This is a genomic window from Enterobacter cloacae complex sp. I3, from assembly GCF_014896175.1.
Lineage (GTDB): Bacteria > Pseudomonadota > Gammaproteobacteria > Enterobacterales > Enterobacteriaceae > Enterobacter > Enterobacter bugandensis.
Map to the genome: position 1 here is coordinate 22,631 of NZ_JADBQZ010000009.1, position 26,245 is coordinate 48,875.

Genomic DNA, 26,245 nt, shown 5'->3' on the forward strand with positions numbered 1-26,245 from the left:
ACGTTACGCCTTGTCATCGTCATACTTAAACGTGAGAAGGAAAATCAGCGCGATCGCCGCGGCCGCTACCGCCGGGATCCACCAGAATGTCACCCACGCCTGCGGCACGGTCTGCCCTGCCACCAGGCGGTTATAGAGCGCGCCGGAAATCTGCGAGCCAAGCAGCATGCCGATGCCATAGGTGAACATCACGATCATGCTCTGGGCCTGGCCTTTCACCTTTTCGCCTGCCACCCGGTCGGTGTAGATAAAGCCGACGACAAAGAAGAAATCGTAGCAGACGCCGTGGAGCAGAATGCCGAGATACAGCAGAATGCGCCCCTCCTCGCTGACGCCCAGCGCGAACATGGCGTAGCGCACGAACCACGCCAGCATGCCGATCAGCAGCATGACCTTCACGCCCAGACGGCGGAACAGCAGCGGAATGACCAGCATGAAGAAGATCTCGGACATCTGCCCGAAAGACATGGCGGTGCTGACGTCGGCAATTCCTGCATCCGCCAGATACGAGGCGGTGTAGGCGTAATAGGTGCCGAGCGGGACGGAGATCAGCATCGCGCAGACGGAGAAGACGAAAAAGTGGCGGGTTTTGAGCAGCGCAAAGGCATCCGCGCAGAAGAGATCCCGCACCTTCACCGGCAGGCCTTTCGCGGGCGCAGGCGTGTGCGGCAGCGTCAGGCTGTAAAGCGCCAGCAGCACGGAACTGGCCGCCGCTACCTTAAAGATGGTAACGCTGGACGCCACGCCGGTGACGCCGATGAAAATGCCCGCCACGATCCAGCCGATGGTGCCGAACACGCGCACCACCGGGAAGGTTTTATCCACGTTCGCCAGGCTATGGAACGCGATGTTGTTGGTCAGCGCCAGCGTCGGCATGTAGCAGAGCGTGTAGCCAAACAGCAGGCCAATCAGCAGCGCGCCGTTCTCGGCAATCAGCGCCCCCGGCACGAACCAGAGGATCGCCGCGCCCGCGAGGTGCATTACCGCCATCACCTTCTGCGAGGCGAAGAAGCGGTCCACCAGCATCCCGAGCACGAACGGCGAGAGAATGGAGGCGATGGGCCCGGCGGAGAACGCATCGCCAATCAGCAGAGACATGTTGTGCTGGGTCATCACCAGGCCGAGCGTGACCGACCAGCTACCCCAGATAAAAAATTGCAGAAACATCATCAGCGACAGCCGCGGCACCAGTAGCCGGTGCTGTGTTATCGCCTTTTCACTACTTTCAGTTGACACCATGATAAGCCTCACCCGGAAAAAGTAATCGATTACAAAACAGTTCAAATGAAAAGTAATCGATTACAAAATAAAGATCCTGTGGATCGTAGAAGATTTGGGAGGGGAGTCACGATAAAGATGAAGCAGTGTTTTGTAGGCCCGGTAAGCGCAGCGCCACCGGGCGTGAAGGCAGGTGCGGACTGGTTTGGTGCGGTCTGTTGCCCTCACCCCGGCCCTCTCCCACAGGGAGAGGGAGAAAAACGGGCTACTTTTTGCGTGAGAGCTTAAACGCGATAAACAGGAACACCACCCATACCGGCAGCAGCATTGCTGAAAGTCGCATCTCATCCATGGTGCACATCAGCACCAGAATCAACGCCAGGAACGCGATACAGAGGTAGTTCCCCGCCGGATAGAGCAGCGCTTTGAACTGCGTCTCGCGCCCCTTGCGGCGCATCGCCGCGCGGAAACGCAGGTGCGCCAGGCAGATCATGATCCAGTTCAGCAGCAGCGTGGCGACAACCAGCGCCATCAGCAGGCCGAAGGCCTGTTTCGGCAGCAGGTAGTTAATTAGCACTACCAGAGACGTAATCGCGCCGGAAAGGAACAGCGAATTGACCGGCACGCCGCGGCGGCTGACGCGGGTAAGGAACTTCGGTGCGTTGCCCTGTACGGAGAGGCCAAACAGCATACGGCTGTTGGAGTAGACCCCGCTGTTGTACACCGACAAAGAGGCCACCAGAATGACGAAGTTCAGTGCCGAAGCGACCACGTTGCTGTTGAGATCGTGGAAAATCATCACGAACGGGCTGCTGTTGGACTTCACTTCCACCCACGGGTAAAGCGCCAGCAGCACCACCAGCGAGCCGATATAGAACAGCAGAATACGGTACACCACCTGGTTGACCGCTTTCGGAATGCTTTTGTGCGGATCGCGCGCTTCGGCCGCGGTAATGCCAATCAGCTCCAGACCGCCGAAGGAGAACATAATCACCGCCAGCGAGAGGATGAGCCCTTTCCAGCCGGTCGCCAAGAAGCCGCCGTGCTGCCAAAGGTTGTCCATAGTGGCACGCTCGCCGCCGTGGCCGGAGAACAGCAGCCACAGGCCAAAGCCGATCATGCCGATAATTGCCAGCACCTTAATCAGCGCAAACCAGAACTCGGTTTCACCATACAGACGCACGTTGACGAGGTTAACGGCGTTAATAATGATGAAGAAGGCCGCCGCCCAGATCCACGTGGGCACGTCCGGCAGCCAGTACTGCATGTAGATGCCTGCAGCGGTCAGCTCCGCCATCCCCACCAGCACGAACATCACCCAGTAGTTCCAGCCGGAGAGGAAGCCTGCGAACGGGCCCCAGTATTTATAGGCAAAGTGCGCGAAGGAGCCTGACACCGGCTCTTCAACGACCATCTCGCCGAGCTGGCGCATGATCAGGAAGGCAATAATCCCGGCGATAGCGTAACCCAGCAGAACCGCCGGGCCGGCCATCTGAATGGCGGGGCCGATGCCGAGAAACAGCCCGGTACCGATTGCGCCGCCGAGGGCAATTAACTGAATATGTCGATTTTGCAAACCACGTTGCAGCGTCGGATTCTGATCCGACGAGGCTTCAGCGCGACCATGGCCTGAAGCGGATGACGCGTCTTTCACGCCCTACCCCTGTCTCTTTTTTAGAAGGGGCACGTTTTAACACTTCATGCTGGTGGTAGCAAGCTTAACGCCGGGCCAGCGCGTGCGCCCGGCGGATAAACGTCACGACCCGATAATTCCGCCGTCCGCTTTCACGATCACCACCGTGGACGATCGCGGGCGTCCGTTCGGGCTGGCGTCCGGCCAGTTAGAGACGGCGCGCGGATTGGCCGGGTCGGTAATATCATCCCCGCCCTCCCCTGGGTGCTGAATGTTGATAAACAGCGTGCGGTTGTCCGGCGTAAACGCAATGCCGGTGATCTCACACCCGCGCGGCCCGGTCAGGAAACGGCGATACTCGTTGGTGCCCGGAATGGTCGCCACCATCTGGTTATTGCCCATTCCCTCGTACGCTTTCTTATTGATGGTGCTGGAGGAGACGTCGGTCTGGATCCACAGGACGCCCTGATGATCGAAAGAGAGTCCGTCCGGACTGCCGAATGCCGCGCCCTGCATGGAGCCTTTGGCCTTCGGATCGTCGCCGTCGGTGCGTCCGGCCATGACCAGAATATCCCACTTAAAGCGCGCGGCAGCAGGATCGGCCCCGTCTTCGTGCCAGTGCATAATATGCCCAAACACGTTGTTGGCGCGCGGGTTGGCGGCATCCACCGGCGCTTTCCCCTCTTTCCCGCGATCGCTGTTGTTGGTGAGCGTACAGTAGACGCTGCCGCTGGCGTGCGGATCGACGGCTATCCATTCGGGGCGATCCATTTTGGTCGCCCCCACCGCGTCGGCCGCCAGGCGAGTTTTAATCAGCAGATCCCCCTGGCTTTCAAACCCTTTACTCTTATCCAGGCCGTTTTGCCCGTAGATCAGCGGCAGCCAGTCGCCGCTACCGTCCTCGTTGAACCTGGCGACGTACAGCGTGCCGGAGGTCAGCAGCTGCATATTGGCTTCACGGTTCGCGGGATCGTATTTTTTGTCCGAGACAAACTTATAGATGTACTCAAACTTCTGATCGTCCCCCATGTAGACCACCACGCGGTTATCGGCGGCGAGCGTGACGGCTGCCCCCTCATGCTTGATGCGGCCCAGGGCGGTGTGCTTGCGCGGTGTGGAGGTGGGGTTGTAGGGATCGATCTCCACGACCCAGCCGAAACGGTTGGGTTCGTTAGGGGTTTTATCGACGCTGAACCGCTCGTCCACCTCGTTCCAGCGGTAGGATTCATCGCTGTCGCTGATGCCGTAGCGTTTTTCCAGCGGATTGAGATCGGCTTTTTTGACAAAAATATCCGACCAGTTTTCCTCGCAGGTGAGATAGGTGCCCCACGGCGTGTGGCCGTTAGCGCAGTTTTGCATGGTGCCCAGCACGCGCTCCCCCTGCGGGTCGGCGGCGGTTTTCATTAAGTCCTGATGCCGCGCCGGGCCGGTAAGCTGCATCGGCGTATTGACGGTGATGCGGCGGGCATATGAAGACGGGCGTACCACCTGCCAGTCGCTGCCCGCTTTTTTCACTTCCACCACCGAGACGCCCATCGCGTTCTGCCCCTTGCGGGCCTTGTCGAGGCTCCAGTTCGCCGTACCGTCGGTAAACAGCATCCCGTTGTCGATGTATTCATGGTTCATCGCCAGCAGGCCATGCTCCGGGTTTTGCTCCCCCTGCGGCAGGCTAAACCACGCCATGCCGTCGTGGTGCATACCCGCCTGCACAGCCTGTTCGTCCGTGGTGTTGCTGGCGTCCGGCTTAAAGGCCGGCATGTTGTTTTTGATCCCCGTCGGGTCACCCCAACGATAGAACGGGCGGGCAATATAGCCTTCCGGCACCCTGACCGTATCTTCGGTAGAGACGTCGATGCTGGTAAAGCCCAGGGAAACCGCTTTTGCCAGCGCGGAAGGCTTCGATACCGCGGCAATGGCGTTCTCAGGTTTGATCAGAAACGGGAATGATACGGCGGCCCCCGCAACGGCCCCCATCTGGAGAAAACGGCGGCGGGAGAGGAACACCTCCGCCACCTCGGAGAATACCGGGTTTGCGCTGCGGTTAGCGATGTCGTCGCGATGTTCTTTTTTAAAAACGGATTTGAGGGGTCTGCCCATAGCGGCTTCCTGTCATTGGCCAAGAGGTAAAGAGTTGGCGACCAGTGTAAGAAGCTTTTATTACAATTTTATAACACGATGACGGAAGGATGGGGGCATCCGTGCCCCGGATAACGAGGTGGAACGCTTAGAACTCGTAGCCAACCGAGACCTTAAAGGTACGCGGTTCGCCCTGAGTGATGTAGGTACCGGAATCGTCCACGCTGGCCCAGTAGTTCTCATTGGTCACGTTGTCGATGCCCGCGCGCACGGTCATCTGGTTTGCGTTGTGGTTCACCGCGAAGCGATAGCGCATGCCCAGATCCAGCGTGGTGTAGCTATCCAGCTTTTTGCTGTTCGCGAGGTCGGCATACTGCGTGCCGGAGTGGTTCACGCGCGCGGTCGCTGTCAGGCCGTCAACCGGCTTGATGTCGTACTCCGCGCCCAGCACGGCGTAGAAGTTCGGAATACCAATTGCATCGTTGCCCTGGTTCACGCCGTTTTTGGTTTTGGTTAGCTCCGCCTGCAGCCAGGTGGCGCTGGCGTTCAGACGCATCCCGAGCATCGGCTCGCCGAAGACGTTCAGCTCCACGCCACGGTTGCGCTGTTCAGCGTCCAGGCCGTAGTGATTGTTAGCATCGAGGATCGCCGAGGGCATTTTAATCTCAAACAGCGCCAGAGAGCCGCCCACGCGCCCGAAGTCCGCCTTCACGCCCACTTCGTTCTGCTTAGAGTGAACGATGCCGGTGCTCTGGCCGTAGTTGGTGGCGGTGTTAGGTGCGGTTTTGCCCGGCTGCAGCGCTTCGGTGTGGTTGGCGTAGAGGGAAATTTCTTCCCACGGTTTGTAAACCACGCCGTAGGTTGGCATCCAGCGGCTGCCGTCGAAGCCGTCCGCGTCGTTCTCTGCGCCGGTAATTTTGTTATACCCGCGAACGACCACTTTCTGATGGCGCGCGCCTGCGGTGAACAGCAGCTTGTCATCAAGCACGCCCAAGGTATCGCTCAGCAGCCAGCCCTGGGTGCGGGTGCGCCCGCTGGTCAGCGGATCGCTGTATTTACCGCCGGAGCCGTTGAAGTTGGTGCTGTCCGGCATATCCACGCCGGTGTTGTGGTAGATGTTGGTGGTCGGGTTATCCGCCGTCGCCGACATTTTCCACGCGATTTTTTCGTTTTTGGTCATTGCGGAATACCCGACGTTGACCTTATGCGAGACGAAGCCGGTGTTGAAGTTGCCGCGAATGCCCGCCATGCCGCTGACGGAATCGCTGATGCGGTTGGTATCCAGTCGGCTGGCCGTCGCCTTGCCGCTCTTGTCCACCAGCTTCGGTGCGCTGTAGATCCCTTCTTCATGCGCGTGCTGCGCGCCCAGGCCGGTATAGGCCGTCCAGCTGTCGGTGATGTCGTACTCGCTGCGCCACATCCCGAACTCGTTTTCGATATCGCTGTAGGCCCACTTCTGCGAGAAGTTACGATCGTTCTTCGGCGGTTCTGGCACAAAATCCACCGCCGAGATGTTGACGCTGGTCGGGCTGCCGTGGAAGGTTTTTTTCTGATAGCCCAGATCCAGCGAGGTGCGGAAGCGGTCGCCTTTGTAGTCCAGGCCGGTGGAGAGCAGCGTGGTGCGGCGGCGATCGTTCGGTACGCCGGTTTCCCCTTCACGATGCACGAGGTTCACGCGCGCGCCGAACTGGTCGTTATCGCCAAAGCGACGCCCCGCATCCAGCGTGGTGCCAATCTGGGAATCCGAGGTGTAGTCCACGCCCACTTTCGCCTGCGGGGTGTCGCCCGCGTGTTTAGGCTCAAGGTTAATCATCCCGCCCACACCCGAGCTTGCCGCGCCGTTCATCAGGGAGTTGGCCCCTTTGAAGATCTCAATGCGGTCAACCATCTGGGCATCCACCACCTGACGCGGCAGCACGCCGGAGAGGCCACCGAAGGTCATGTCGTCGCCGTCAAACTTCAGGCCGCGAATGCGGAAGGTTTCTGCGCTGTTGCCGTAACCCTGAACAAACTGCACGCCCGCGTCGTTGGCGACCACGTCAGCAATGGTTTTCGCCTGCTGATCTTCCACCAGCTTTGAGGTGTAGCTGATGATGTTGAACGGCACGTCCATGGCGTTCTGCTGGCCGAGCATCCCCATTCGCCCGCCGTTCGCCACCTGTCCGTCAAGGAAGGCCGGCACCAGCTGGTCGCCACCGGGTTTAAAGTCGCCGGCAGGTGCAGACTGCACAACGATGGTGTCTTCTTTTTTATCCTCTGCCGCCCAGGCGGAATGTGTAACCGCGCCAATGGCGAGCGCCAGCAGCGTTTTATGCATTTTGGTGTTGTTCATCGTTAACTCGTTTGAAAGTGCGCGCAAAAATAGCCCGTGGACGGGCCTTAGAATATATTGGTTGCAATGCAAATGAGAACTATACGCATTATCTATGCTTTGGCAAGCGCAAATCTCTGCAGGATCCTGCTCAAGTTAATGCGTGATAAAAGGGGATGCTCACCTTGCGCTGAACCATTTAAGTGAACACGCACGGAAAATGGATGCCATTTTGGCAACCATGACGCAAATACGACACAAGGAGAAAATCAGGATGGTTTGAAACTGGCGTAAGTGCCTGTTTCTAAATGGCACGCCCTGTAGGATTCGAACCTACGACCTACGGCTTAGAAGGCCGTTGCTCTATCCAACTGAGCTAAGGGCGCACTGAGAAGAGTGAACTTCGCGGTGGTGAAACGCGAAGAATTATACGGTCAATGGCAGGTGAGTCAATGCCTTTTCCGTTTTCGGGGGCAATTACCGCTAGCCGATTGTAAATACGGCTATTTTCTCAACATTTCTCGCTGTTTCACCGTAAAATTTAGCGCTGCGAAAAGGCTTAGTTGCATTTAAGTAACGCCTGCTGTTTTCCTGCTCGTCGGCTCGTCACACTAGAGCGAGGTTTCCCGGCCGCCTGGAGGCTGACAGACAACAGGACAATGGAGTGACAGCGCACAACCCGTTCGATACGCCCCCCCGGTTACAGTTTATGTCTCAGGACATCGTCGGCATCAAACTGGAGCCTGTCGTCGCCCTCACCTCTCAGCGTCAGGTTGGCGTGGAGGTGCTTAGCATTCTGTCCGAAACGCAGCACAGCGAGGATTTTTTCCGCCATCAGTCGGCAGGCTGGTCAATGACGCTGCTTGAAGCGCAGCTTGCTGCACTAAAAAAGACGCCGCACGGTAAAAATCTTTTTATTAATCTGCCGATAACCGTTCTGACAGAGCCAGCGTCCTTTCAGCGGCTCATCAATCTGAAAAACACGCCGCTGAATATCGAGATTGTTGATCTCTCTGTCTTTCTGGCTTTCTCTGCCGCACAGAAGCAGCGCGTCATTCAAAACCTGTCGAAACTCCGGGAACAGGGGCACAGTATATGGCTGGATGACATCGACGAAACGGTTATTCAGCCGTTTTTATTTTGTCGATTACCGTTGAACGGCATCAAAATTGATAAGGGCGCATTCTGGCGTTTACGCGCCACACCCGCGCTGAGGCAGCTGGTTTCACGTTGCTTTCAGCTGGCCGGGAGCGTGCTCATCGAAGGTATTGAGACTGAACGCGATCGCACCTGGGCACTGCAGGCAGGCGCAGATCTCGGCCAGGGATATTACTGGCCGTCCTGGACATGGCCGGAGGATTAAAGAGCCATTTCCAGGAGGGAGACCATGCGAATGACAGTGCGCCGTTACCGGCGGCGGCGTACAGGAAGTGATGCACTGGGATTTACGCGCTCACCTTTTGCTCCCCCCTTTTTCGACCGGCTCGAGTTTTTGAGCCAGTCCATCAGCCAGCCCCGAAAAACCGACGCTCCGTTTATCATTCTGGTCACGGAGGATCATTTTCTGCGCACCGGTTTTCTCAATGGGCAGTTTCCCCTGAGCAGCTGTTGCGACTATATCTCACTGGATGATGCGCTCGGTGCTCAGGCACAATGGCCTTCAGCGCGTCTGGTGGTGGATGTAGAAAGCCGTTCCACCGGGCTGATTGATCAACTGGATCAGTTAAGAAGGCATAGCCTGTATCCCCCCTTCCTGACGCCGTGGCTACTGGTCCGGGCAGATAATTATGATACCCGCCTCTTCTGCAAAGCTGCGGGGCCTTTTCACGTGCTGGAACGTCAGATGAACGCGGCAGGGCTTCAACACAGCCTGATGGATGCCCGCCCACCGCAGGGGTCCGATAAAGACTGGTTTTCCCGCAATGAATGGCCCATTTTGCAGGAGCTTGCCCGCGGTAAGACGCTGCGTCAGATTGCCCTTCTGCAGAATCGCCCCTATAGCCGCATTATCTATCGTCTCAGCTGCATCCTGCTTAAGCTGGGGCTGAGCCATCGCCAGGAATTGTTACACCTTCTTAATAACCTCTCTGACTGCACGTTTTAACTTACGCACTAACTTCTTATTTCCTAAAGCGCTTTAGGAATTTACTTACCACGCATGTTATGAAATGGTTAAATTTTAACAATGTATTCGATTTTATAACTATTCCTAATTTATGGTTCGGAACCATGTGAAATGTCACAGAATGAACCAAAGGCAGCACTTTCCTCCATCCGTTAAGTGAATGCAGAAGGCGTTAATAAGATGATAATGATGTAAAAACAAGCAGCTTCGCTTCACTCTCCAGGAGCGGAAAGCAAAGTGAATAGCATGTTCTCCTGCGCGATGATGGCGTGACGTTGATGCGCCTTAAGCACTTTCAGATGAAGGTTTGACACCTTGCGAGGGCACTTTTTCGCCTCTTTGACCCTGGGTCGCCCGCCGAATCGACGGTCTTTTTTATTAACAATTACGCAACATAAAGTGACATCTGTTATTTTTTGTTATTACATAAAGATGAAAAGATGCGGTAAATGGGATAACAGGATATTTCCGCTAAATTTAAAAACATAGCCATTAAGATCCAGAAGATAATACAAACCAATAAGCGGAGACTAATTTACAGGGTTTTCGGAAAAAACTTACTCTGTATAATAAGATGCGTACCAAATCTGAATAAGAAAAATCTTTTTGCCAACACCAGCCAAATGAGATGACCGCGCTGAGGCACTGTTCTTTTCATTACGTAAACAAGGATGCTTTCGCTCTTTCCAGGGAAATACTACGGTATAGGGATCTGCACTTTATATCCTTCCGGCATTTCGAGAGTTTTACAAAACTCTGCATAACGCTTTTAACAATCTGAGGCATTAAAAATGAAACCGGCATCCGTTATCATTATGGACGAACATCCTATCGTCAGAATGTCGATAGAGGTCCTGCTACAGAAAAATAAAAATATCACAGTCAAGCTTAAGTCTGGCGATAGCCATGAAGTTCTTGACTGTATTCGCAATCATCCTATCGATTTGGTGATCCTTGACATCGAACTTACGGGCACAGACGCCTTCGCTTTACTGAAGAGAATCAGAAACTTAAACAAAGACATTAAGATTCTGTTCCTCTCCTCTAAATCAGAGTTATTTTACGCGGGTCGTGCGATTCGCGCCGGGGCCAACGGCTTCGTCAGTAAACGAAAAGATTTGGGTGAGATCTACAACGCCGTAGAGATGATTCTGATGGGTTATTCTTTTTTCCCGTCGGAAACGCTGAATTTTATAAACCATATGGGTTCGGGAAAAGGGATGGCAGCGGATATGCCATTATCGAATCGCGAGGTCACGGTATTACGTTATCTGGCGAATGGATTATCCAATAAGGAGATTGCTGAACAGTTACTGTTAAGCAATAAGACCATCAGTGCGCACAAATCCAATATTTATTCCAAGCTTGGCGTACAAAGCATCGTGGAATTAATAGATTACGCCAAAGCGCACGAGCTGCTATAACCTGAATTCACTCCCTGCAGTTTATCCGAGCTGCAGGGAGTGCGGTCAGTGCTAATTATAATTAATCATGAAGGTAGCATCCGCATCAGCCCGTCCGGGCTGAGGGTTATCGGCCGTAGCAATATAATTGGCATAAAATGATAGGGTCGCATTCCCCTGTGCATCAACCGTGACCGGCTGGCTGACCTGCTGAAGCGCCAGACGCGTTTTATCCGCATCCCTGATTTCGACGGCGACGTGGCTCGCTGTACTGGCATCATTCAGCGCCAGCAACCCGCTATTGCTCCCGTCAGCCTTACCCGAGAACGTAATGGACGCCGCCCCGGGGGGACAGCCGGTCAGCTTCAGCGTGAAGGGCATAGGCTGCGTGCGGCTCCCCGTGGTGTTGAGTTGCTTAGTGGGCCAGGTGCCCAGCGTGACCGTTTTGTCGCTATCGTTACCCTCTGCCACGCAGGTGAAATCGACAATATTGCCGTAGAGCCGAATATTAATTTCTCCCAATGCGGTTTCCGCCTGAGCCTGGGTGCAAAGCGCAAAGAGCGCCACGGTGATAAAACGGATCCCGTTTCGCATGTCTGCTCCTTAGTCGTAATCCACACGCAAATATCCGCGTGAGGTAAAGCGTCCTTCCGCTGGCTTGTTGCCCGTCACGCTCACCGGCCAGACCCGGATCCCCACCTGCGCCTGCGCGCTGTCGTCCAGGCGGAACGGAATTTTGCTCGTCAGGTTGTTAGGCGTGAGCGGCGCACCGCTCTCGTTGGCAATGATAAACCCCACATCCGGGTTATCCGACACCACCACATTATTGGAGACCTTTTCAGCCTCGACGCGCATCGTCAGCATGGCGTTTGCCTCCACGTTGGTGCATTTAATCGCGATGGTTTTGCTTTGCGATGAGACGCCCTCCGGCTTGTTACCCACGCCCGCCTTGCTGAACAGGGAGGCGCCAATGTCGCCGAAATCAAATTCAACCACATTGCCGGCGTTGATGGCGCAGCTCTGCGGCACCTGAATGGTTCCGCTGTAGCTGATGGTGTAGACCGGCGTGGTCAACGGATCGGAGGAGGTGGTAGTGACGTAAACGCGGAACATGGTGGCACGCGGGATCACCACCATATTGATAAAGCGTCGGGTCACCTTAAGACGGAAAATAAGGCTGGAATCCTGCACGCCAAACGGTTTGTTTTTTGAAACGTTCGGATGGCTCCCCATCTGGATATAGCTTTTGGGTGGATAAAACGCGCCAGCATAGCTGTCCGTGATCTTCATCGCCCCGTCCAGATAGTCGTTAAGCTTCAGATACTGATAGCCATCGCTGGTCCCGGTGATCGGGTAATCCGTCACGTAGCTGCGCTTGGTGGTATTCCCGACGGTGCCCTTCGGGCAGACGGCGTTGACCCCCACCCACTGCGATTTCTCGCTGAGGGTGACAACCTGCCCAACCTGGTTATTCGAGCTGTTGAATTTATCCGTCAGGTCGTAATGCACCTCCGTCGGCACGCCCTTTTCATTGACGCACACGGTGGCTAACGCGTTTGTCGCGGGCAGGAGTGCCAGAAGCGACAAGGCAAAGATATGGATTTTAATCACAGCGGATCCCCTTAAGTGTGATCGCCTGTTGCAGGCTCTTTTCAGGCAAGCTGTAAGGCGCACGGCACTGGGACTGCGCCCCGTTACCCCACTGGACCAGCAGTTCGCCTTCCAGCGGCAGCCCACTCAGGTAAATTTGCCCGTCATCCCCCACCATGCTGGTCACGCCGCTCTGGGTTTCGCGCACCACGGCGCCGAACGGCACCGGCTGGTTGCCGCGCGTTACCGTCAGCAGGGCGCGCACGCCAATGCGGGTATCAAAGCTGGCGCGGACCAGCGCGCCTTTGGTCGGCACCACGCTGCTCACGTTGTTTTCGATGTCGGTGTTGTTGCTCATGGTATTGGTATCCAGCGCCACGCGGTTGTAGCGGTAGACGGTGGCATACGGCATGACCGCGTAGCCTCGCCAGTCCGTCTTCACGCCGGTCTGGTTTTCCACGCTGACGCCTGATGCCCCCGGCGCCTTAATCAGCACGTTGGTATCGCCCAGCGGCTGGCTGAAGGTCACGCCGTCAGAATGGCCAACCACCCCGCCGGAGAGCTGCCAGTTGAGATCGTGCTGATCGCGGGAATAGTTGTAGCCCACGCCCAGCGTGCCGTAGGTCGCCTGCCAGTTGGCGCTGGCGCTTCCGCTTGAGCCGTTGGTGCTGGCGTGTCCCTGGGTCACGCTGTAGTTCAGGTTGCGGTCCTCAAGCAGCGTGCCGCTGACGCCGGTTTGCCAGCTCGTGTCGCCATCGCTGTTTCGGCTGGCGGATGCGGTGGCATAGGCGCGATCGATCGCGCTGTCCCGGCGATAGCCCTGGCGGGTAAAGAGGCTAAACGGCACGGAGACGTTAAACGACGCGATCCGGTCGGTACCGTCGATCCCGACGGATTTGTTCCACGACCATGACAGGGAGTAGTTGATCCCCTTCACGCCCCCCGCGTAGCCCAGCTGATACCAGAGGTTTGTTTCGTCCGTCCCCCAGTAGGTTTGCTCACTCCCGGAGATATAGACCGAGCCGTAATCCCCCAGCGACTGGGAAATGTTGAGCTGGAAGCGGCCTTTTTTATTCCACGTCAGGTTGTGATAGCTCTGCACGTCCGGCACATCGTTATCGTCCTGGCTATCGGCATACTGGTAGCCCTCCATTGAGCGCCAGGCCACGTCGTCCAGGGTGTAAAACCCCTTCGTTGAGTAGCGGTAGCCCAGCAGCTGGAAGTTGGTGCCAAACCCGTTCAGCGATTTTGCATACAGAAAACGCAGGGACTGACCTTCATGTTTGCTGTCGTCCGCGAGCTGGCTGCGGGCGTGGGTGATATCGACGGAGACTGCGCCCCAGTCACCGAGGTTTTTCCCGGCCCCGACGGCCACTGCGGTATAGCGTGACGCCAGCTGGGTGCCGCCATAGAGCGTAAAGCCGTTAGCAAGGCCGGTAATCAGGGTGCCCTGGGCGAAGAACGGTGTATCCTGGTCGCTGTTACCGCTGCGGTAATCCCCCGCCACGAGGTCATATTTCCAGCGCCCTTCACGCTGCAGGAGCGGCACGGTGGAGTACGGCACGGTGTAGCGCTGCTGGCTGCCGTCTTTCTCTTCCACCGTGACGTCAAGGTCACCGCTGGAGGAGGTCGGGTTAAGATCGGTAATGGCGAACGCGCCGGGCTGGACGTAGCTTTGATAGATAACGTAGCCGTTCTGGCGAACCACCACTTTGGCAGGCGTACGGGCAATACCGCGTACGGTCGGCGCGTAACCCTGCAGGCTGTCGGGGTACATGCTGTCAGACGAATAGAGCCGCCCGCCGCGAAAACCGACGCTGTCGAAAACGTCATTCCCGGTGTTGCTGTCGCCCAGCACCAGCTCACTTTTCAGTGGGATAACGGTGCGCTGCGCCCAGGTGCCAATATTCTGCCACTCGCTGCGCCGCTTCCCGTTATTTTGCGTGTAGCGCCATGCGCCGTTGTTGCGTAAACGCCAGGCACCATAGTTCAGCCCGCTCTGCAGGTTCAGGTAATAGCTGTCGTCTTCGCTTCCCCGGTTGCCCGTAAAGCTGTAGTTCACCAGCGCGGCGGGAATGCCTTCATCCCACTGTTCAGGCGGAATATAGCCGCGCGCGCTGTTTTGCATTGCCACCTGCGGCAGGCTGACGTTCAGGCGCTGTGAAGCAAAGTTAAATACCGTTTCGCTGCCGGGAATAGCCGTGGTCAATGGAACGCACGTTTCACCCTGCACCTTCGCCAGCTCGGGAAATGCGGCAACGTTGACGCCAAAGCGATCGAGCATCGCGCGCGTAATGCACGGCGACAGGCCGCCCGCCACCGGCGGCGTGTTCTCGGCCTGTTCAAAACGCACGTCCTGGGTGCCGATAAACTCATCGTTACGCCAGATATCCACGCGATAGATGCCGGGTGCCTGCTGGTGCCCCTGTTCAAAACGCGACAAATCCGCCACGCTGGCGGTGTCGTCGGATAAGAAGGCCGGGTTGAAGTAGCTTTCGCTCCAGCCAGCCTGCGGCCAGAGCGCGGCCATCAGCGCCAGTGCAACCGGGCAGTAACGTCCCTGGTGGTTTTTCATCGCCCTGACTCTGCTCACAGGTTGACGCTGCGCGCCGGTGTAATGGCACCGTAGTCATTCACGCTCTGCCAGGAGAGCGTACCGCCAGCCCCGGCAGGCAGCACCTGCTGAGCCGAGTTTTTCGGCGCGACCATCAGGTTTTCCAGCGTCTGACCGCCCAGCTTCAGGTTGACCAGAGTGATGTAATACGGCGAGGCGTTGCTGACTTTGAGATGGTTCCCCACGCGCTCAAAGCGCAGCTGGGAAAGCGCCTCATCCGGCTGCATCGCCAGGTTATTCGGGCGCACAAACAGCTTGATGCGCGAAAGGATCGCCAGCTGCAGCACGTTATTGTTTTCCGTTTTCGCTTTGTTCACTGACGGGATCGCCTTCACGTTCATGTAAAAGAGCGATTCGCGATCGGCGGGCAGCGCGGGCCCGGCGTAAATAATACGCAGCGTGTTTTCGCTGTCCGGCTCGCTAACGAACAGCGGCGGCGTGACGGCAAAGGTTTTTTCCTTTTGCCCGCTGGCATTTTCGATCCACGCGTTAATTAAGTAGCGTTCTTGTTTATTGCTGTTGGTGATCGCCAGCGACGTTTGCTTCGCATCCGCCGGATAAATAACGCGCGTGGCCCCCAGCGCAATACCGCCGGAAGCATTCGCGCAAGCAGAAACCATCATTAAAATAAACGATAAAAGCAGTCCTGGTTTAATTAGCATATTCATCAAAACCGTACCTTTAATAATGTGTTCGCAGGTGTTATGGATAAATCAACGTAAACCAGACATCCGACTGAATATTGCCTGGCACGAGGTGTTCGGAAATAGCGCGATAGCGGGCGCTAAAATGAAATGCGAGCTCGCTGGTATTCACGGGCAACCAGCTGACGGCCGTCGCATTCGGGATAATCTGACGCTGCTGCTCATCAAAAAGCGCCAGCCCTACACCGCTGCTGACAGGCCTTTCACCTGGCCGCGATGTCGCCAGAAAAACCTGCGGATCTTCCGCGGGCGTCACGCCCTGAAATTGGATCCCCACGATGCGGGAGACATCCACGCTGCAGTCCAGCAGCCGCACGGTGAACGGCACATTAACCGTTGAAAAGCTGCCCACACCGGAAAATGAATTGGTTCGGTACTGCCCCATGTCGATGCGCATATTCTGGCTGTCGGGCGCCACGGCGCAGCCGCCGTTTACCAGCTCCCCACGAAGATGCACCTTGCCGCCTTCGATCACCACGGTATGCGCCGATGCCGGGCAGGCCATCGCAAGGGTTAACAGCAGTAGTGTTCCAGTCCTTGTCATCCTTCGTTCCTGGCAGTAGCGTATGACGGGCCTCGTCCCTGAGGCCTGAACATCCCTGTGCGAGGGTATTATTCGTATTTCATTACGAAGGTGGCGTCAGCGTTCGCCTGGCCTGGCTCGGTGGTTGCAGCCGTTGATTTGTAGCGCGCGGTGAATTGCAGGGTGTTAGTCCCTTTAATCAGGTCTTTCGCGGCAGAGAAGGTGGCACCGTCCGGGGTCAGCACGCTAGATTTGCTGTCGAGGATCTCGATACCCACGCCTTTCGCGGTGTTGTCGTTGTTACCGGACGTCACGGCCAGCAGGGTTTTGTCGGTCGCGTCGATCTGGCCGGTGAAAGCAACGGCAGCGGTTTTCGCAACCAGCGGATCGCAGTCATTCAGTTCAATGTTGAACGGAATATTAGAGGTGGTGTCGCCCACTTTGGTGAATTTCGCGGTACGATACTGACCGAGATTAACCGTCTGCTCGGAAGAATCGGTATTTACTGAACAAGCAGCATTAACCAGTTCACCTTTAAAATGCACGGTACCGCCATTTACGGTAACCGGCGTAACGGGATCGGCTGCATTAGCGGCACCCGCGACCAGGGCCAGTGTTGCAATAACAGAAGAAGCAATGTTGCTGAGTTTCATGTCTATTCCTTTAAAATGTAAATAACCCTTCCCGCGAAAAATCGGGAATAAGAAATACGTTCAATTGCATAATTGAAAACTTATTTCGGAGGAGACAAAGTAGCTCAGGATGTAATTTTTAAATATGTCAAAACACTGCCATTTCGCCAGGTCACATCCTAATCCCGTCTAAGAAATTGACCATCACTTAAGAAGGGTTTTTGCGCCTCACGGATGAAAACTCGTAAAGGGTGACTGACAGCGGCGCTCGCTTCTGACAAAATACAAGCAATCCCCCCTTTCAAACGTTACAGACGGAATCTTCTCTCTGATGGCAGCAAAGATTATTGACGGTAAAACGATTGCGCAGCAGGTGCGCTCTGAGGTCGCGGAAAAAGTGAAGGCGCGTAAAGCCGCCGGAAAACGCGCTCCCGGGCTGGCCGTTGTGCTGGTTGGCAGCAACCCGGCATCACAGATTTATGTCGGCAGCAAACGCAAAGCGTGTGAAGAGGTGGGGTTCGTCTCCCGCTCTTACGATTTGCCGGAAACCACCAGCGAAGCGGAACTGCTGGAACTTATTGACACCCTGAATGCCGATAAAGAGATCGACGGCATTCTGGTTCAGCTGCCGCTGCCTGCGGGCATCGACAACGTGAAGGTGCTGGAGCGTATCGCGCCAGATAAAGACGTCGACGGTTTCCATCCGTACAACGTGGGCCGCCTGTGCCAGCGCGCGCCGCGTCTGCGCCCGTGCACCCCGCGCGGCATCGTGACGCTGCTGGAGCGTTATAACATCGACACCTACGGCCTGAACGCCGTGGTCATCGGCGCGTCCAATATCGTGGGCCGTCCGATGAGCATGGAGCTGCTGCTGGCCGGCTGCACCACCACCGTGACCCACCGCTTTACCAAAAACCTGCGTCACCACGTTGAAAACGCCGATCTGCTGATCGTCGCGGTCGGCAAGCCGGGCTTTATTCCGGGCGAGTGGATCAAAGAGGGCGCGATTGTCGTGGACGTCGGGATTAACCGTCTGGAAAACGGCAAAGTGGTCGGCGACGTGGTGTACGAAGATGCGGCGGCTCGCGCCTCTTACATTACGCCAGTGCCGGGCGGCGTAGGTCCGATGACTGTAGCCACGCTGATTCAGAATACTTTGCAGGCATGCGAAGAGTACCACGATGTAGAGGAAGCATAAGATGGCCACATTTTCATTAGGCAAACACCCGCACGTTGAGCTGTGCGATCTGCTCAAGCTTGAAGGCTGGAGCGAAAGCGGCGCGCAGGCGAAAATCGTTATCGCCGACGGGCAGGTGAAAGTAGACGGCGTAGTGGAAACCCGCAAGCGCTGCAAGATTGTCGCCGGCCAGACCGTGAGCTTTGAAGGGCAGAGCGTGACCGTGACGGCCTGAGTCCTCCTCACCCTCTCCCCAAAGGGGAGAGGGGATCAAAAATCCCCCCATATCCATCACGGTTATTTATCGATCAACTTCAAATAATCACTATTTCATCTGTTGAAAGGTGAGATTTCAGTTGCGCGTTTTTCACTCTTTCCCCACGATAAGTAGAACGTTCTACTAAAACGTTCTACTTACAATAACAGCGCTTAAAAAGCGCTACTCGGGGGAAATCAGCATGAGTCTGATATCAGGGTTTGTTAAATCGCTGTCTAAGTTATCGATGATTGGTCGCGCCTTAATGCTGCCAATTTCACTGCTTCCCGCTGCGGGCCTCCTGCTGGCCTTCGGCGATAAGTTCCACCTGCCGCTGATGATGAACGCCGGCGGGGTTATCTTTGATAACCTGCCGATGCTGTTTGCCATCGGCTCTGCTGTCGGTCTGGCATCGGAATCCGGCATTGCAGCACTCTCGGCGGCGGTGTCGGTGTTTGTCACTAACATCACCATCAGTACCGTATTAAGCATCACGCCGGAAATGGCCTCACAGGGCGGAAAATATGCCATGGTGGTCGGCATCCCGACGCTGCAGATGGGCGTCTTCGGCGGGCTTATCTGCGGCATTCTCGCAGCCTGGTGCTACAACCGCTTCCACACCATGCAGCTCCCGGAATTCCTCGGCTTCTTCTCCGGGAAGCGCTTTGTGGCGATCGCCACGGCGTTTCTCTCTTTCCTGATGGGGCTGCTGCTACCGTACGTCTGGCAGCATATTCAGGCCGGTATCGACGCGCTCTCCGTGATCGTAAACGGTGATAACCAGGCGGCATCAACCTTTATCTTCGGGCTGGTGGAGCGCGCGCTGATCCCGCTCGGCCTGCACCACATCTGGTATCCGTCCTTCTGGTATTCGTTCGGGGATTACACCACCCAGGCGGGCCAGGTGATCCACGGCGACCAGACCATCTGGTTCAAAATGCTCGAAGAGGGGGTGAAATCCTTCAGCAGCGACACCTACCAGAACGCTGGTAAGTTCATGCAGGGCGAATTCCCGCTGATGCTGTTCGCGCTGCCTGCGGCATGCCTGGCGATGTACCACGAAGCGCATACGAAGAATAAGAAAATCGCGGCCGGTATTCTCTTCTCCGCTGCCCTCACCTGCTTCCTGACGGGGATCACCGAGCCGGTAGAGTTCACCTTTATCTTCGTGGCGCCGATTCTGTACGTCTTCAACGCTATCATGGCGGGCCTGGCGTACATGACCATGTACCTGCTGCACGCGCATATCGCCAAATCGTTCTCGGCGGGCTTTATCGACTACCTGTCGTTCGGGATCCTGCCGTCGTTTAACGGCTATCAGACCAACTTCCTGAGTGCCATTATCATCGGCATTCCGATGGCGCTGATTTACTACTTCACGTTCCGCTTCGTGATTCGTCGTTTCGACGTGAAAACGCCGGGCCGTACGGAGGTGACCGCCAGCGCGAATGACAAGTCCGATTCCGAACTTGCCACCGAAATCATCGGCCTGCTGGGCGGCGCGCAGAACATTGACTCCGTCGGCTCCTGCATCACCCGCCTGCGTCTGGAAGTGGCGAAGAGCGATGCGGTGGACAGGGACGGACTGAACGGGCTTGGCGCACGCGGCGTGGTCTTCGTCGGCGACAACGGGATCCAGGTGATTTTCGGTGCCAGAGCACAGTTTATCGCCCAGACCATGTCCACCATGATCGGCAAATAATAAGATGCCTGAACGACACGTCTCCTGTACGCTGGGAGACGTGTCTTATCCGGCTGATAATCGGTAAATTTCAGGGAGCGGTTTTGAAGAAAGTCAGCATCATTGATGTCGCAAAGCACGCGGGCGTCTCGGTCTCTACCGTGTCGCTGGTGCTACGTCAGAAAGGGAAAATCTCAGAGGCGACGATCGAGAAGGTCAATGCCGCCATCACGACGCTGGGCTATGTTCATAACGTTGCCGCTGCCAACCTCCGCGCCAACACCTCCAATCTTATCGGCCTGATCCTGCGCGACTTCAGCGACAGCTTTTCCATCAAGGTGATGGCGAGCATCGTTCAGGAGCTGGAGAAGCAGGGTTATATGGTGTTTCTCGGCCAGCCGCTGAACGACCAGGAACATCTGGAACGGACCCTGCTGTCGTTTAAGCAGCAGGGCGTCGCGGGCGTTATTTATCTGGCGTCTGACACCCGTAACGCCGCTTTACCGGAGCAGATCCGCCAGTGCCCGCTGCCGCTGGTGGTGGTCTCGCAGTCTCTGCTGGACGAAAAATGCAATCTGGTCATGCGCGATAATCGCCAGGCAGCGAACCTTGCCGCACGCTATCTTATCGAACGCGGACACCGCACGATCGCCTACATTGGCGGGCGCGAGGGCTGTCTTATCCGCGAGCAGCGCCTGCTCGGCTTTCGCAGCGCGATGACGCAAAACGGGCTGGTCTGGCGCGATGATTATTCACCGGCCTGCAGCGACGACACCCAGGCCGCCGCGATGGCAACGCGCCAGCTGCTGGAGAAAAACAGCTCCATCACCGCCCTGCTTTGCCACTCCCCGGATGCGATGATCGGCTCCATTTCCGGCATTCATCAGGTGGGCCGCACCGTGGGGAAAGACGTGTTCCTGACCCAGCAGGTGGCGCTGATCGGTTTTGAAGATATGCTCCACGTCAACCTCACCTCCCCTTCCTTCACCTACGTCTCTTCGGCCAGCGATGAAACCGGACGACAGGCGGCGGGGCTGATTATCCGCAAGCTGAAGGAGCCGGATCTGCAAACCCAGCGCATTACGCTGTCCGGGCAGCTTATCGCCCGCGAGTCGGCGTAAAATCAGAATTTGACACAGGTTTGCTGCAGCGAATTCGCTGCTATATTGCTGTGATTTGCCATGGATAATTGCAATGCCTACCGTTATCACTCACGCTGCTGTTCCCCTTTGCCTGGGCTTAGGTCTGGGAACGAAAGTCATCCCTCCCCGCCTGCTGTTTGCCGGGATCGTGCTCGCCATGCTGCCGGACGCCGACGTGCTGGCGTTCAAATTCGGCGTCGCCTACGGGAATATTTTCGGCCACCGCGGCTTTACCCATTCGCTGCTGTTTGCCTTTGCGGTACCGTTACTCTGCGTGCTGATTGGCCGACGATGGTTCCGGGCCAGCCTGACGCGCTGCTGGCTGTTCTTAACCGTTTCACTGCTGTCGCACAGCCTGCTGGATGCCGTTACCACCGGCGGAAAAGGCGTCGGCTGGCTGTGGCCGTGGTCAGACGAGCGCTTCTTTGCGCCGTGGCAGGTGATTAAGGTCGCGCCGTTTGCGCTATCGCGCTACGCCACGCCGTACGGGCATGAGGTCATTATCTCGGAACTGCTGTGGGTGTGGCTACCGGGGGTGGTGCTGATGGGGATGTTGTGGTGGAAAAGAAGGTAAAAGTAGGCCCGGTAAGCGTTAGCGCCACCGGGCGTTACAGACTTACTTACGACGCCAGGTCGTCCCCTGCGGGCCGTCTTCCAGAATGATGCCCATCTCGGTCAGACGGTTACGCGCCGCATCTGCCGCCGCCCAGTCTTTGGCCTGACGCGCTTCCAGACGCGCTTTAATCAGCGCTTCAATTTCCGCCACTTCACCGTCGTCCGCCTGCGCGCCGCTCTGCAGGAACGCGTCCGGCTCCTGCTCCAGCAGGCCAAGCACGGAAGAGAGCTTGCGCAGATGGGACGCCAGCGCATTCGCCGCCGCCATATCTTCTGACTTCAGGCGGTTGACCTCACGCGCCATGTCGAACAGCACGGAGTAGGCTTCCGGCGTGTTGAAGTCGTCGTTCATCACCTCAACGAAGCGCGCTTCGAATGCCTCGCCGCCCGCCGCAGGCACAGATTTGTCGGTGCCGCGCAGCGCGGTGTACAGACGCTCCAGCGCCGAGCGCGCCTGCTTCAGGTTCTCTTCGCTGTAGTTCAGCTGGCTACGATAGTGGCCAGACATCAGGAAGTAGCGCACGGTTTCCGCATCGTAATACTTCAGCACGTCGCGCACGGTGAAGAAATTGCCCAGCGATTTCGACATCTTCTCGCGGTCAACCATCACCATCCCGGAGTGCATCCAGTAGTTAACGTACTCGCCGCCGTGGGCGCAGGTGGACTGCGCAATTTCGTTTTCGTGGTGCGGGAACATCAGATCCGAACCGCCGCCGTGAATGTCGAAGTGATTGCCCAGCTGCTTGCAGTTCATCGCGGAACATTCAATGTGCCAGCCCGGACGGCCTTCGCCCCACGGGGATGGCCAGCTCGGCTCGCCCTCTTTGGACATCTTCCATAGCACGAAGTCCATCGGGTTACGCTTCACGTCAACCACGTCCACGCGCGCGCCGGCCTGCAGCTGGTCCAGGTCCTGACGGGAAAGCGCGCCGTAGGTTGGGTCCGTCGGGACGGAGAACATCACGTCGCCGTTTTCCGCTACGTACGCATGACCGCGTTCGATCAGCTTTTCGGTGATCTCAATAATTTCGTGGATATGGTGGGTCGCACGCGGCTCGCTGTCCGGACGCAGAATATTGAGGGCATCAAAATCTTTGTGCATCTCAACAATCATGCGATCCACCAGCGCAACAAAGCTTTCGCCGTTTTCATTAGCGCGCTTGATGATTTTGTCGTCGATGTCGGTGATGTTACGCACGTACTTCAGGTTATAGCCCAGGAAGCGCAGGTAGCGAGAGACCACGTCGAACGCGACAAAGGTACGGCCATGGCCGATATGACAGAGATCGTAAACCGTAATACCACACACGTACATGCCGACTTCCCCGGCATGGATAGGTTTAAATTCCTCTTTCTGGCGCGTCATTGTATTAAAGATTTTTAACATCGAAGATTCCATGTAAACACGTGTGTGAGTTGTTTGTTCCATATAATACCCATAATTCGGAATAGGATCAGCACACAATGCAAGGTGATCGCGTCCTGTGGTTATGCTATAACAAGCCCCTATATATGACCCGAAGGCGGGTCGACGTACCACAATAACGGAACAGGATGCAAAAATGGTTACTTTCCACACTAATCATGGCGATATCGTAATCAAGACCTTTGATGACAAAGCGCCTGAAACAGTTAAAAACTTCCTGGACTACTGCCGCGAAGGTTTCTACAACAACACTATTTTCCACCGCGTGATCAACGGCTTTATGATCCAGGGCGGCGGTTTCGAGCCTGGCATGCGCCAGAAAGAGACCAAAGAGGCGATCAAAAACGAAGCGAACAACGGCCTGAAAAACACCCGCGGTACGCTGGCAATGGCCCGTACTCAGGCACCACACTCTGCCACCGCGCAGTTCTTCATCAACGTAGCGGACAACGACTTCCTGAACTTCTCCGGCGAAAGCCTGCAGGGCTGGGGCTACTGCGTGTTCGCAGAAGTGGTTGAAGGTATGGACGTGGTCGACAAGATCAAAGCCGTCTCTACCGGCCGCAGCGGCATGCACCAGGACGTTCCTAAAGAAGACGTTGTGATTACAAGCGTGACCGTCAGCGAGTAATTCGTGGCGACACTCTTTATTGCGGACCTGCATCTGCAAACAGAAGAACCGGCGATAACCGCCGGTTTTCTGCGTTTTTTACGCGGTGAAGCGAAAAGCGCCGACGCGCTGTACATCCTGGGCGATCTCTTTGAAGCCTGGATTGGCGACGACGATCCTAACCCGCTGCACCGTGAAATGGCTGCCGCCATTAAAACGCTGGTAGATTCCGGCGTCCCCTGCTACTTCATTCACGGCAATCGTGATTTCCTGCTCGGCAAGCGCTATGCCCGCGAAAGCGGTATGACGCTGCTGCCGGAAGAGCAGGTGCTCGATCTCTATGGCCGCAAGGTGCTGATCATGCACGGCGACACGCTCTGCACCGACGATACCGGCTACCTGGCGTTTCGCGCTAAGGTCCACACCCCGTGGATCCAGAAGATGTTCCTTGCCCTGCCGCTGTTTATCCGCAACCGCATCGCCGCCAGAATGCGTGCGGGCAGCAAAGCCGCCAACAGCAGTAAATCCCTGACCATCATGGACGTCAACCCGCAAGCTGTGGTGAGCGTGATGGAAAAGCATGGCGTTCAGTGGCTGATCCACGGTCATACCCATCGCCCTGACGTGCATTCTCTGAGCGCCAACGGTGAACCGGCCCATCGCGTGGTATTGGGCGCATGGCACACTGAGGGTTCGATGGTCAAAGTCACCCCGGAAGGTGTCGAACTGATCGCTTTTCCGTTTTAACGTTTTCTCGTCGTTTCGCTTATTTCTCAGCCACGCAACCGTTTTCCTTGCCCGTATAACATGCTATTCTCTGTGCCCTCGAAAGCAGTGTGTTTCGCACCACAGGAGTTTTAAGACGCATGTCTTCCCGCAATAATCCGGCGCGTGTCGCCATCGTGATGGGGTCCAAAAGCGACTGGGCTACCATGCAGTTCGCCGCCGAAATCTTTGAAATCCTGAATGTTCCGCACCACGTTGAAGTGGTTTCCGCACACCGTACGCCGGACAAACTGTTCAGCTTCGCCGAAAGCGCCGAAGAGAACGGGTATGAGGTGATTATTGCCGGTGCGGGCGGCGCAGCACATCTGCCGGGCATGATTGCCGCCAAAACCCTGGTGCCGGTTCTGGGCGTCCCGGTACAAAGCGCCGCGTTAAGCGGTGTCGATAGCCTCTACTCCATCGTCCAGATGCCGCGCGGTATTCCCGTCGGTACGCTGGCAATTGGCAAAGCGGGCGCGGCGAACGCCGCCCTGCTGGCCGCGCAAATTCTTGCAACGCACGACAAAGATTTACACCAGCGCCTGGCGGAGTGGCGTAAAGCCCAGACCGACGAGGTGCTGGATAACCCGGACCCGCGGGGTGCGGCATGAAGCAGGTTTGCGTCCTCGGCAACGGCCAGCTGGGCCGCATGCTGCGTCAGGCTGGCGAACCGTTGGGGATTGCCGTCTGGCCCGTCGGGCTGGACGCCGAGCCGGAAGCGGTGCCGTTCCATCAGAGCGTGATCACCGCCGAAATTGAACGCTGGCCGGAAACCGCCCTGACCCGCGAGCTGGCGCGCCATAACGCCTTTGTGAACCGCGACGTGTTCCCGATCATTGCCGACCGTCTGACGCAGAAGCAGCTGTTCGACAAGCTGGGCCTCGCAACCGCCCCGTGGCAGCTGTTGTCTGATAAAAGCGAGTGGAATGACGTCTTCGCCATGCTGGGCGAACTGGCGATCGTGAAGCGCCGCGTGGGTGGCTACGACGGCCGCGGCCAGTGGCGCCTGCGCGCAGGCGACACCGCCGAGCTGCCGGACGACTGCTACGGCGAGTGCATCGTTGAGCAGGGCATCAACTTCAGCGGCGAAGTGTCGCTGGTAGGCGCCCGCGGGCACGATGGCCGCACGGTGTTTTACCCGCTGACGCATAACCTGCATCAGGACGGCATTCTGCGCACCAGCGTCGCCTTCCCGCACGCCAATGCCGACCAGCAGGCGCAGGCGGAAGAGATGCTTTCTGCCATCATGCACGAGCTGGGCTACGTAGGCGTGATGGCGATGGAGTGCTTCGTCACGCCGTCGGGCCTGCTGATCAACGAGCTGGCGCCGCGCGTGCACAACAGCGGCCACTGGACGCAAAACGGCGCCTCCATCAGCCAGTTCGAACTGCACCTGCGCGCCATCACCGACCTGCCGCTGCCACAGCCCGTTGTTAACAGCCCGTCGGTGATGATCAACCTGATCGGGACCGATCTGAACTACGACTGGCTGAAGCTGCCGCTGGTGCATCTGCACTGGTATGACAAAGAGGTTCGCGCGGGTCGTAAAGTGGGTCATCTCAACCTGAACGACAGCGATACCGACCGCTTGAGCGCCACCCTGGAGGCGATCGTTCCTCTCCTGCCGCCAGAATACGCGAGCGGGATTGTCTGGGCACAGTCAAAGCTCAAGTAAGACATCTGCGCCGGGGAGTTGACCTTCCCCTTCCCCGGCGTACAATCCCCGCCCATTGCTGCTGAGTTT

23 protein-coding genes and 1 tRNA gene are annotated in these 26,245 nt (G+C 56.9%); 12 read left to right on the forward strand and 12 right to left on the reverse strand.

The window, feature by feature from the left end; genetic code table 11:
• Nucleotides 1–3 precede the first annotated feature (3 nt).
• From IM271_RS08515 to IM271_RS08540, 5 genes are all read right to left on the reverse strand, one after another.
• Nucleotides 4–1,239, reverse strand: a complete 1,236-nt coding sequence (locus IM271_RS08515) for an MFS transporter (RefSeq protein ID WP_048956981.1) — start codon at nucleotides 1,237–1,239, stop codon at nucleotides 4–6.
• A 244-nt stretch (nucleotides 1,240–1,483) separates the two neighbouring features.
• Complete coding sequence (gene pheP / locus IM271_RS08520; protein WP_193052449.1) at nucleotides 1,484–2,872, reverse strand: phenylalanine transporter; 1,389 nt, start codon at nucleotides 2,870–2,872, stop codon at nucleotides 1,484–1,486.
• A 102-nt stretch (nucleotides 2,873–2,974) separates the two neighbouring features.
• On the reverse strand, nucleotides 2,975–4,948 hold the full coding sequence (locus IM271_RS08525; protein ID WP_193052450.1) for a PhoX family phosphatase: 1,974 nt from the start codon (nucleotides 4,946–4,948) through the stop codon (nucleotides 2,975–2,977).
• Between the two features lie 127 nt (nucleotides 4,949–5,075).
• Nucleotides 5,076–7,259, reverse strand: a complete 2,184-nt coding sequence (locus tag IM271_RS08530) for a TonB-dependent siderophore receptor (RefSeq protein WP_193052451.1) — start codon at nucleotides 7,257–7,259, stop codon at nucleotides 5,076–5,078.
• Nucleotides 7,260–7,547: 288 nt separating this feature from the next.
• Nucleotides 7,548–7,624: transfer RNA gene (locus IM271_RS08540), tRNA-Arg, on the reverse strand.
• Nucleotides 7,625–7,902: 278 nt separating this feature from the next.
• On the opposite strand from IM271_RS08540, the gene IM271_RS08545 reads away from it, so the two are divergent.
• The 3 genes from IM271_RS08545 (at nucleotide 7,903) to fimZ (ending at nucleotide 10,787) form a co-directional block, all read left to right on the forward strand.
• Complete coding sequence (locus IM271_RS08545) at nucleotides 7,903–8,601, forward strand: EAL domain-containing protein (protein WP_059357448.1); 699 nt, start codon at nucleotides 7,903–7,905, stop codon at nucleotides 8,599–8,601.
• Nucleotides 8,602–8,625: 24 nt separating this feature from the next.
• On the forward strand, nucleotides 8,626–9,342 hold the full coding sequence (locus tag IM271_RS08550; RefSeq protein ID WP_028012233.1) for a response regulator transcription factor: 717 nt from the start codon (nucleotides 8,626–8,628) through the stop codon (nucleotides 9,340–9,342).
• An 812-nt stretch (nucleotides 9,343–10,154) separates the two neighbouring features.
• Nucleotides 10,155–10,787, forward strand: a complete 633-nt coding sequence (gene fimZ, locus IM271_RS08555; protein WP_028012232.1) for a fimbria biosynthesis transcriptional regulator FimZ — start codon at nucleotides 10,155–10,157, stop codon at nucleotides 10,785–10,787.
• Between the two features lie 51 nt (nucleotides 10,788–10,838).
• Here fimZ and sfmF read toward each other — a convergent pair whose 3' ends face one another.
• From sfmF to fimA, 6 genes are all read right to left on the reverse strand, one after another.
• The gene (gene sfmF, locus IM271_RS20200; RefSeq protein WP_226858963.1) at nucleotides 10,839–11,360 is read right to left on the reverse strand and encodes a fimbria assembly protein; all 522 of its coding nucleotides are present in this window, start codon (nucleotides 11,358–11,360) and stop codon (nucleotides 10,839–10,841) included.
• 9 nt (nucleotides 11,361–11,369) lie between these two features.
• Entirely contained in the window at nucleotides 11,370–12,377 is a 1,008-nt protein-coding gene (gene fimH / locus IM271_RS20205) for a type 1 fimbria D-mannose specific adhesin FimH (RefSeq protein ID WP_059355415.1), read from the reverse strand.
• The gene (locus tag IM271_RS08565) at nucleotides 12,370–14,931 is read right to left on the reverse strand and encodes a fimbrial biogenesis usher protein (RefSeq protein WP_041911034.1); all 2,562 of its coding nucleotides are present in this window, start codon (nucleotides 14,929–14,931) and stop codon (nucleotides 12,370–12,372) included. Before IM271_RS08565 ends, fimH begins: the two co-directional genes overlap by 8 nt.
• Before the next feature lie 14 nt (nucleotides 14,932–14,945).
• The gene (fimC, locus tag IM271_RS08570) at nucleotides 14,946–15,638 is read right to left on the reverse strand and encodes a type 1 fimbria chaperone FimC (RefSeq protein ID WP_028012228.1); all 693 of its coding nucleotides are present in this window, start codon (nucleotides 15,636–15,638) and stop codon (nucleotides 14,946–14,948) included.
• Between the two features lie 34 nt (nucleotides 15,639–15,672).
• On the reverse strand, nucleotides 15,673–16,218 hold the full coding sequence (gene fimI / locus IM271_RS08575; protein ID WP_088205209.1) for a type 1 fimbrial protein subunit FimI: 546 nt from the start codon (nucleotides 16,216–16,218) through the stop codon (nucleotides 15,673–15,675).
• A 68-nt stretch (nucleotides 16,219–16,286) separates the two neighbouring features.
• Nucleotides 16,287–16,850, reverse strand: coding sequence for a type 1 fimbrial major subunit FimA (gene fimA, locus IM271_RS08580; protein ID WP_028012226.1), 564 nt, complete (start codon nucleotides 16,848–16,850; stop codon nucleotides 16,287–16,289).
• A gap of 310 nt (nucleotides 16,851–17,160) precedes the next feature.
• Here fimA and folD point away from each other — a divergent pair, with 310 nt between their 5' ends.
• From folD to IM271_RS08605, 5 genes are all read left to right on the forward strand, one after another.
• Complete coding sequence (gene folD / locus IM271_RS08585; protein WP_028012225.1) at nucleotides 17,161–18,027, forward strand: bifunctional methylenetetrahydrofolate dehydrogenase/methenyltetrahydrofolate cyclohydrolase FolD; 867 nt, start codon at nucleotides 17,161–17,163, stop codon at nucleotides 18,025–18,027.
• 1 nt (nucleotide 18,028) lies between these two features.
• Nucleotides 18,029–18,241 carry a ribosome-associated protein YbcJ gene (gene ybcJ / locus IM271_RS08590; RefSeq protein WP_028012224.1) on the forward strand — a complete coding sequence of 71 codons (213 nt, stop codon included), beginning with the start codon at nucleotides 18,029–18,031 and terminating at the stop codon, nucleotides 18,239–18,241.
• 223 nt (nucleotides 18,242–18,464) lie between these two features.
• Nucleotides 18,465–19,964: a PTS transporter subunit EIIC gene (locus IM271_RS08595; RefSeq protein ID WP_028012223.1), complete on the forward strand. Its 1,500-nt coding sequence runs from the start codon at nucleotides 18,465–18,467 to the stop codon at nucleotides 19,962–19,964.
• An 83-nt stretch (nucleotides 19,965–20,047) separates the two neighbouring features.
• Nucleotides 20,048–21,064, forward strand: coding sequence for a Mal regulon transcriptional regulator MalI (malI, locus tag IM271_RS08600; RefSeq protein WP_193052452.1), 1,017 nt, complete (start codon nucleotides 20,048–20,050; stop codon nucleotides 21,062–21,064).
• A 73-nt stretch (nucleotides 21,065–21,137) separates the two neighbouring features.
• On the forward strand, nucleotides 21,138–21,659 hold the full coding sequence (locus IM271_RS08605) for a metal-dependent hydrolase (RefSeq protein ID WP_193052453.1): 522 nt from the start codon (nucleotides 21,138–21,140) through the stop codon (nucleotides 21,657–21,659).
• Between the two features lie 42 nt (nucleotides 21,660–21,701).
• Here IM271_RS08605 and cysS read toward each other — a convergent pair whose 3' ends face one another.
• Nucleotides 21,702–23,087: a cysteine--tRNA ligase gene (cysS, locus tag IM271_RS08610; protein WP_041911037.1), complete on the reverse strand. Its 1,386-nt coding sequence runs from the start codon at nucleotides 23,085–23,087 to the stop codon at nucleotides 21,702–21,704.
• Between the two features lie 175 nt (nucleotides 23,088–23,262).
• Here cysS and ppiB point away from each other — a divergent pair, with 175 nt between their 5' ends.
• From ppiB to purK, 4 genes are all read left to right on the forward strand, one after another.
• Entirely contained in the window at nucleotides 23,263–23,757 is a 495-nt protein-coding gene (gene ppiB / locus IM271_RS08615; protein ID WP_000256009.1) for a peptidylprolyl isomerase B, read from the forward strand.
• 3 nt (nucleotides 23,758–23,760) lie between these two features.
• Nucleotides 23,761–24,483, forward strand: a complete 723-nt coding sequence (lpxH, locus tag IM271_RS08620; protein WP_047367637.1) for a UDP-2,3-diacylglucosamine diphosphatase — start codon at nucleotides 23,761–23,763, stop codon at nucleotides 24,481–24,483.
• Nucleotides 24,484–24,602: 119 nt separating this feature from the next.
• Nucleotides 24,603–25,112 carry a 5-(carboxyamino)imidazole ribonucleotide mutase gene (gene purE, locus IM271_RS08625; protein WP_006809824.1) on the forward strand — a complete coding sequence of 170 codons (510 nt, stop codon included), beginning with the start codon at nucleotides 24,603–24,605 and terminating at the stop codon, nucleotides 25,110–25,112.
• Nucleotides 25,109–26,176 carry a 5-(carboxyamino)imidazole ribonucleotide synthase gene (purK, locus tag IM271_RS08630; RefSeq protein WP_028012218.1) on the forward strand — a complete coding sequence of 356 codons (1,068 nt, stop codon included), beginning with the start codon at nucleotides 25,109–25,111 and terminating at the stop codon, nucleotides 26,174–26,176. Before purE ends, purK begins: the two co-directional genes overlap by 4 nt.
• The last annotated feature ends 69 nt before the right edge of the window (nucleotides 26,177–26,245 follow it).

What these genes read in the sequence shown, in the direction of transcription:
- IM271_RS08595 (WP_028012223.1), top strand. Translation starts at nt 18,465, where the DNA reads ATGAGTCTGATATCAGGGTTTGTTAAATCGCTGTCTAAGTTATCGATG.
- purE (WP_006809824.1), top strand. Translation starts at nt 24,603, where the DNA reads ATGTCTTCCCGCAATAATCCGGCGCGTGTCGCCATCGTGATGGGGTCC.
- purK (WP_028012218.1), top strand. Translation starts at nt 25,109, where the DNA reads ATGAAGCAGGTTTGCGTCCTCGGCAACGGCCAGCTGGGCCGCATGCTG.
- IM271_RS08515 (WP_048956981.1), bottom strand. Translation starts at nt 1,239, where the DNA reads ATGGTGTCAACTGAAAGTAGTGAAAAGGCGATAACACAGCACCGGCTA.
- fimC (WP_028012228.1), bottom strand. Translation starts at nt 15,638, where the DNA reads ATGAATATGCTAATTAAACCAGGACTGCTTTTATCGTTTATTTTAATG.
- folD (WP_028012225.1), top strand. Translation starts at nt 17,161, where the DNA reads ATGGCAGCAAAGATTATTGACGGTAAAACGATTGCGCAGCAGGTGCGC.
- fimI (WP_088205209.1), bottom strand. Translation starts at nt 16,218, where the DNA reads ATGACAAGGACTGGAACACTACTGCTGTTAACCCTTGCGATGGCCTGC.
- IM271_RS08565 (WP_041911034.1), bottom strand. Translation starts at nt 14,931, where the DNA reads ATGAAAAACCACCAGGGACGTTACTGCCCGGTTGCACTGGCGCTGATG.
- fimZ (WP_028012232.1), top strand. Translation starts at nt 10,155, where the DNA reads ATGAAACCGGCATCCGTTATCATTATGGACGAACATCCTATCGTCAGA.
- sfmF (WP_226858963.1), bottom strand. Translation starts at nt 11,360, where the DNA reads ATGCGAAACGGGATCCGTTTTATCACCGTGGCGCTCTTTGCGCTTTGC.
- IM271_RS08550 (WP_028012233.1), top strand. Translation starts at nt 8,626, where the DNA reads ATGCGAATGACAGTGCGCCGTTACCGGCGGCGGCGTACAGGAAGTGAT.
- fimA (WP_028012226.1), bottom strand. Translation starts at nt 16,850, where the DNA reads ATGAAACTCAGCAACATTGCTTCTTCTGTTATTGCAACACTGGCCCTG.
- cysS (WP_041911037.1), bottom strand. Translation starts at nt 23,087, where the DNA reads ATGTTAAAAATCTTTAATACAATGACGCGCCAGAAAGAGGAATTTAAA.
- ybcJ (WP_028012224.1), top strand. Translation starts at nt 18,029, where the DNA reads ATGGCCACATTTTCATTAGGCAAACACCCGCACGTTGAGCTGTGCGAT.
- IM271_RS08605 (WP_193052453.1), top strand. Translation starts at nt 21,138, where the DNA reads ATGCCTACCGTTATCACTCACGCTGCTGTTCCCCTTTGCCTGGGCTTA.
- IM271_RS08525 (WP_193052450.1), bottom strand. Translation starts at nt 4,948, where the DNA reads ATGGGCAGACCCCTCAAATCCGTTTTTAAAAAAGAACATCGCGACGAC.
- IM271_RS08530 (WP_193052451.1), bottom strand. Translation starts at nt 7,259, where the DNA reads ATGAACAACACCAAAATGCATAAAACGCTGCTGGCGCTCGCCATTGGC.
- ppiB (WP_000256009.1), top strand. Translation starts at nt 23,263, where the DNA reads ATGGTTACTTTCCACACTAATCATGGCGATATCGTAATCAAGACCTTT.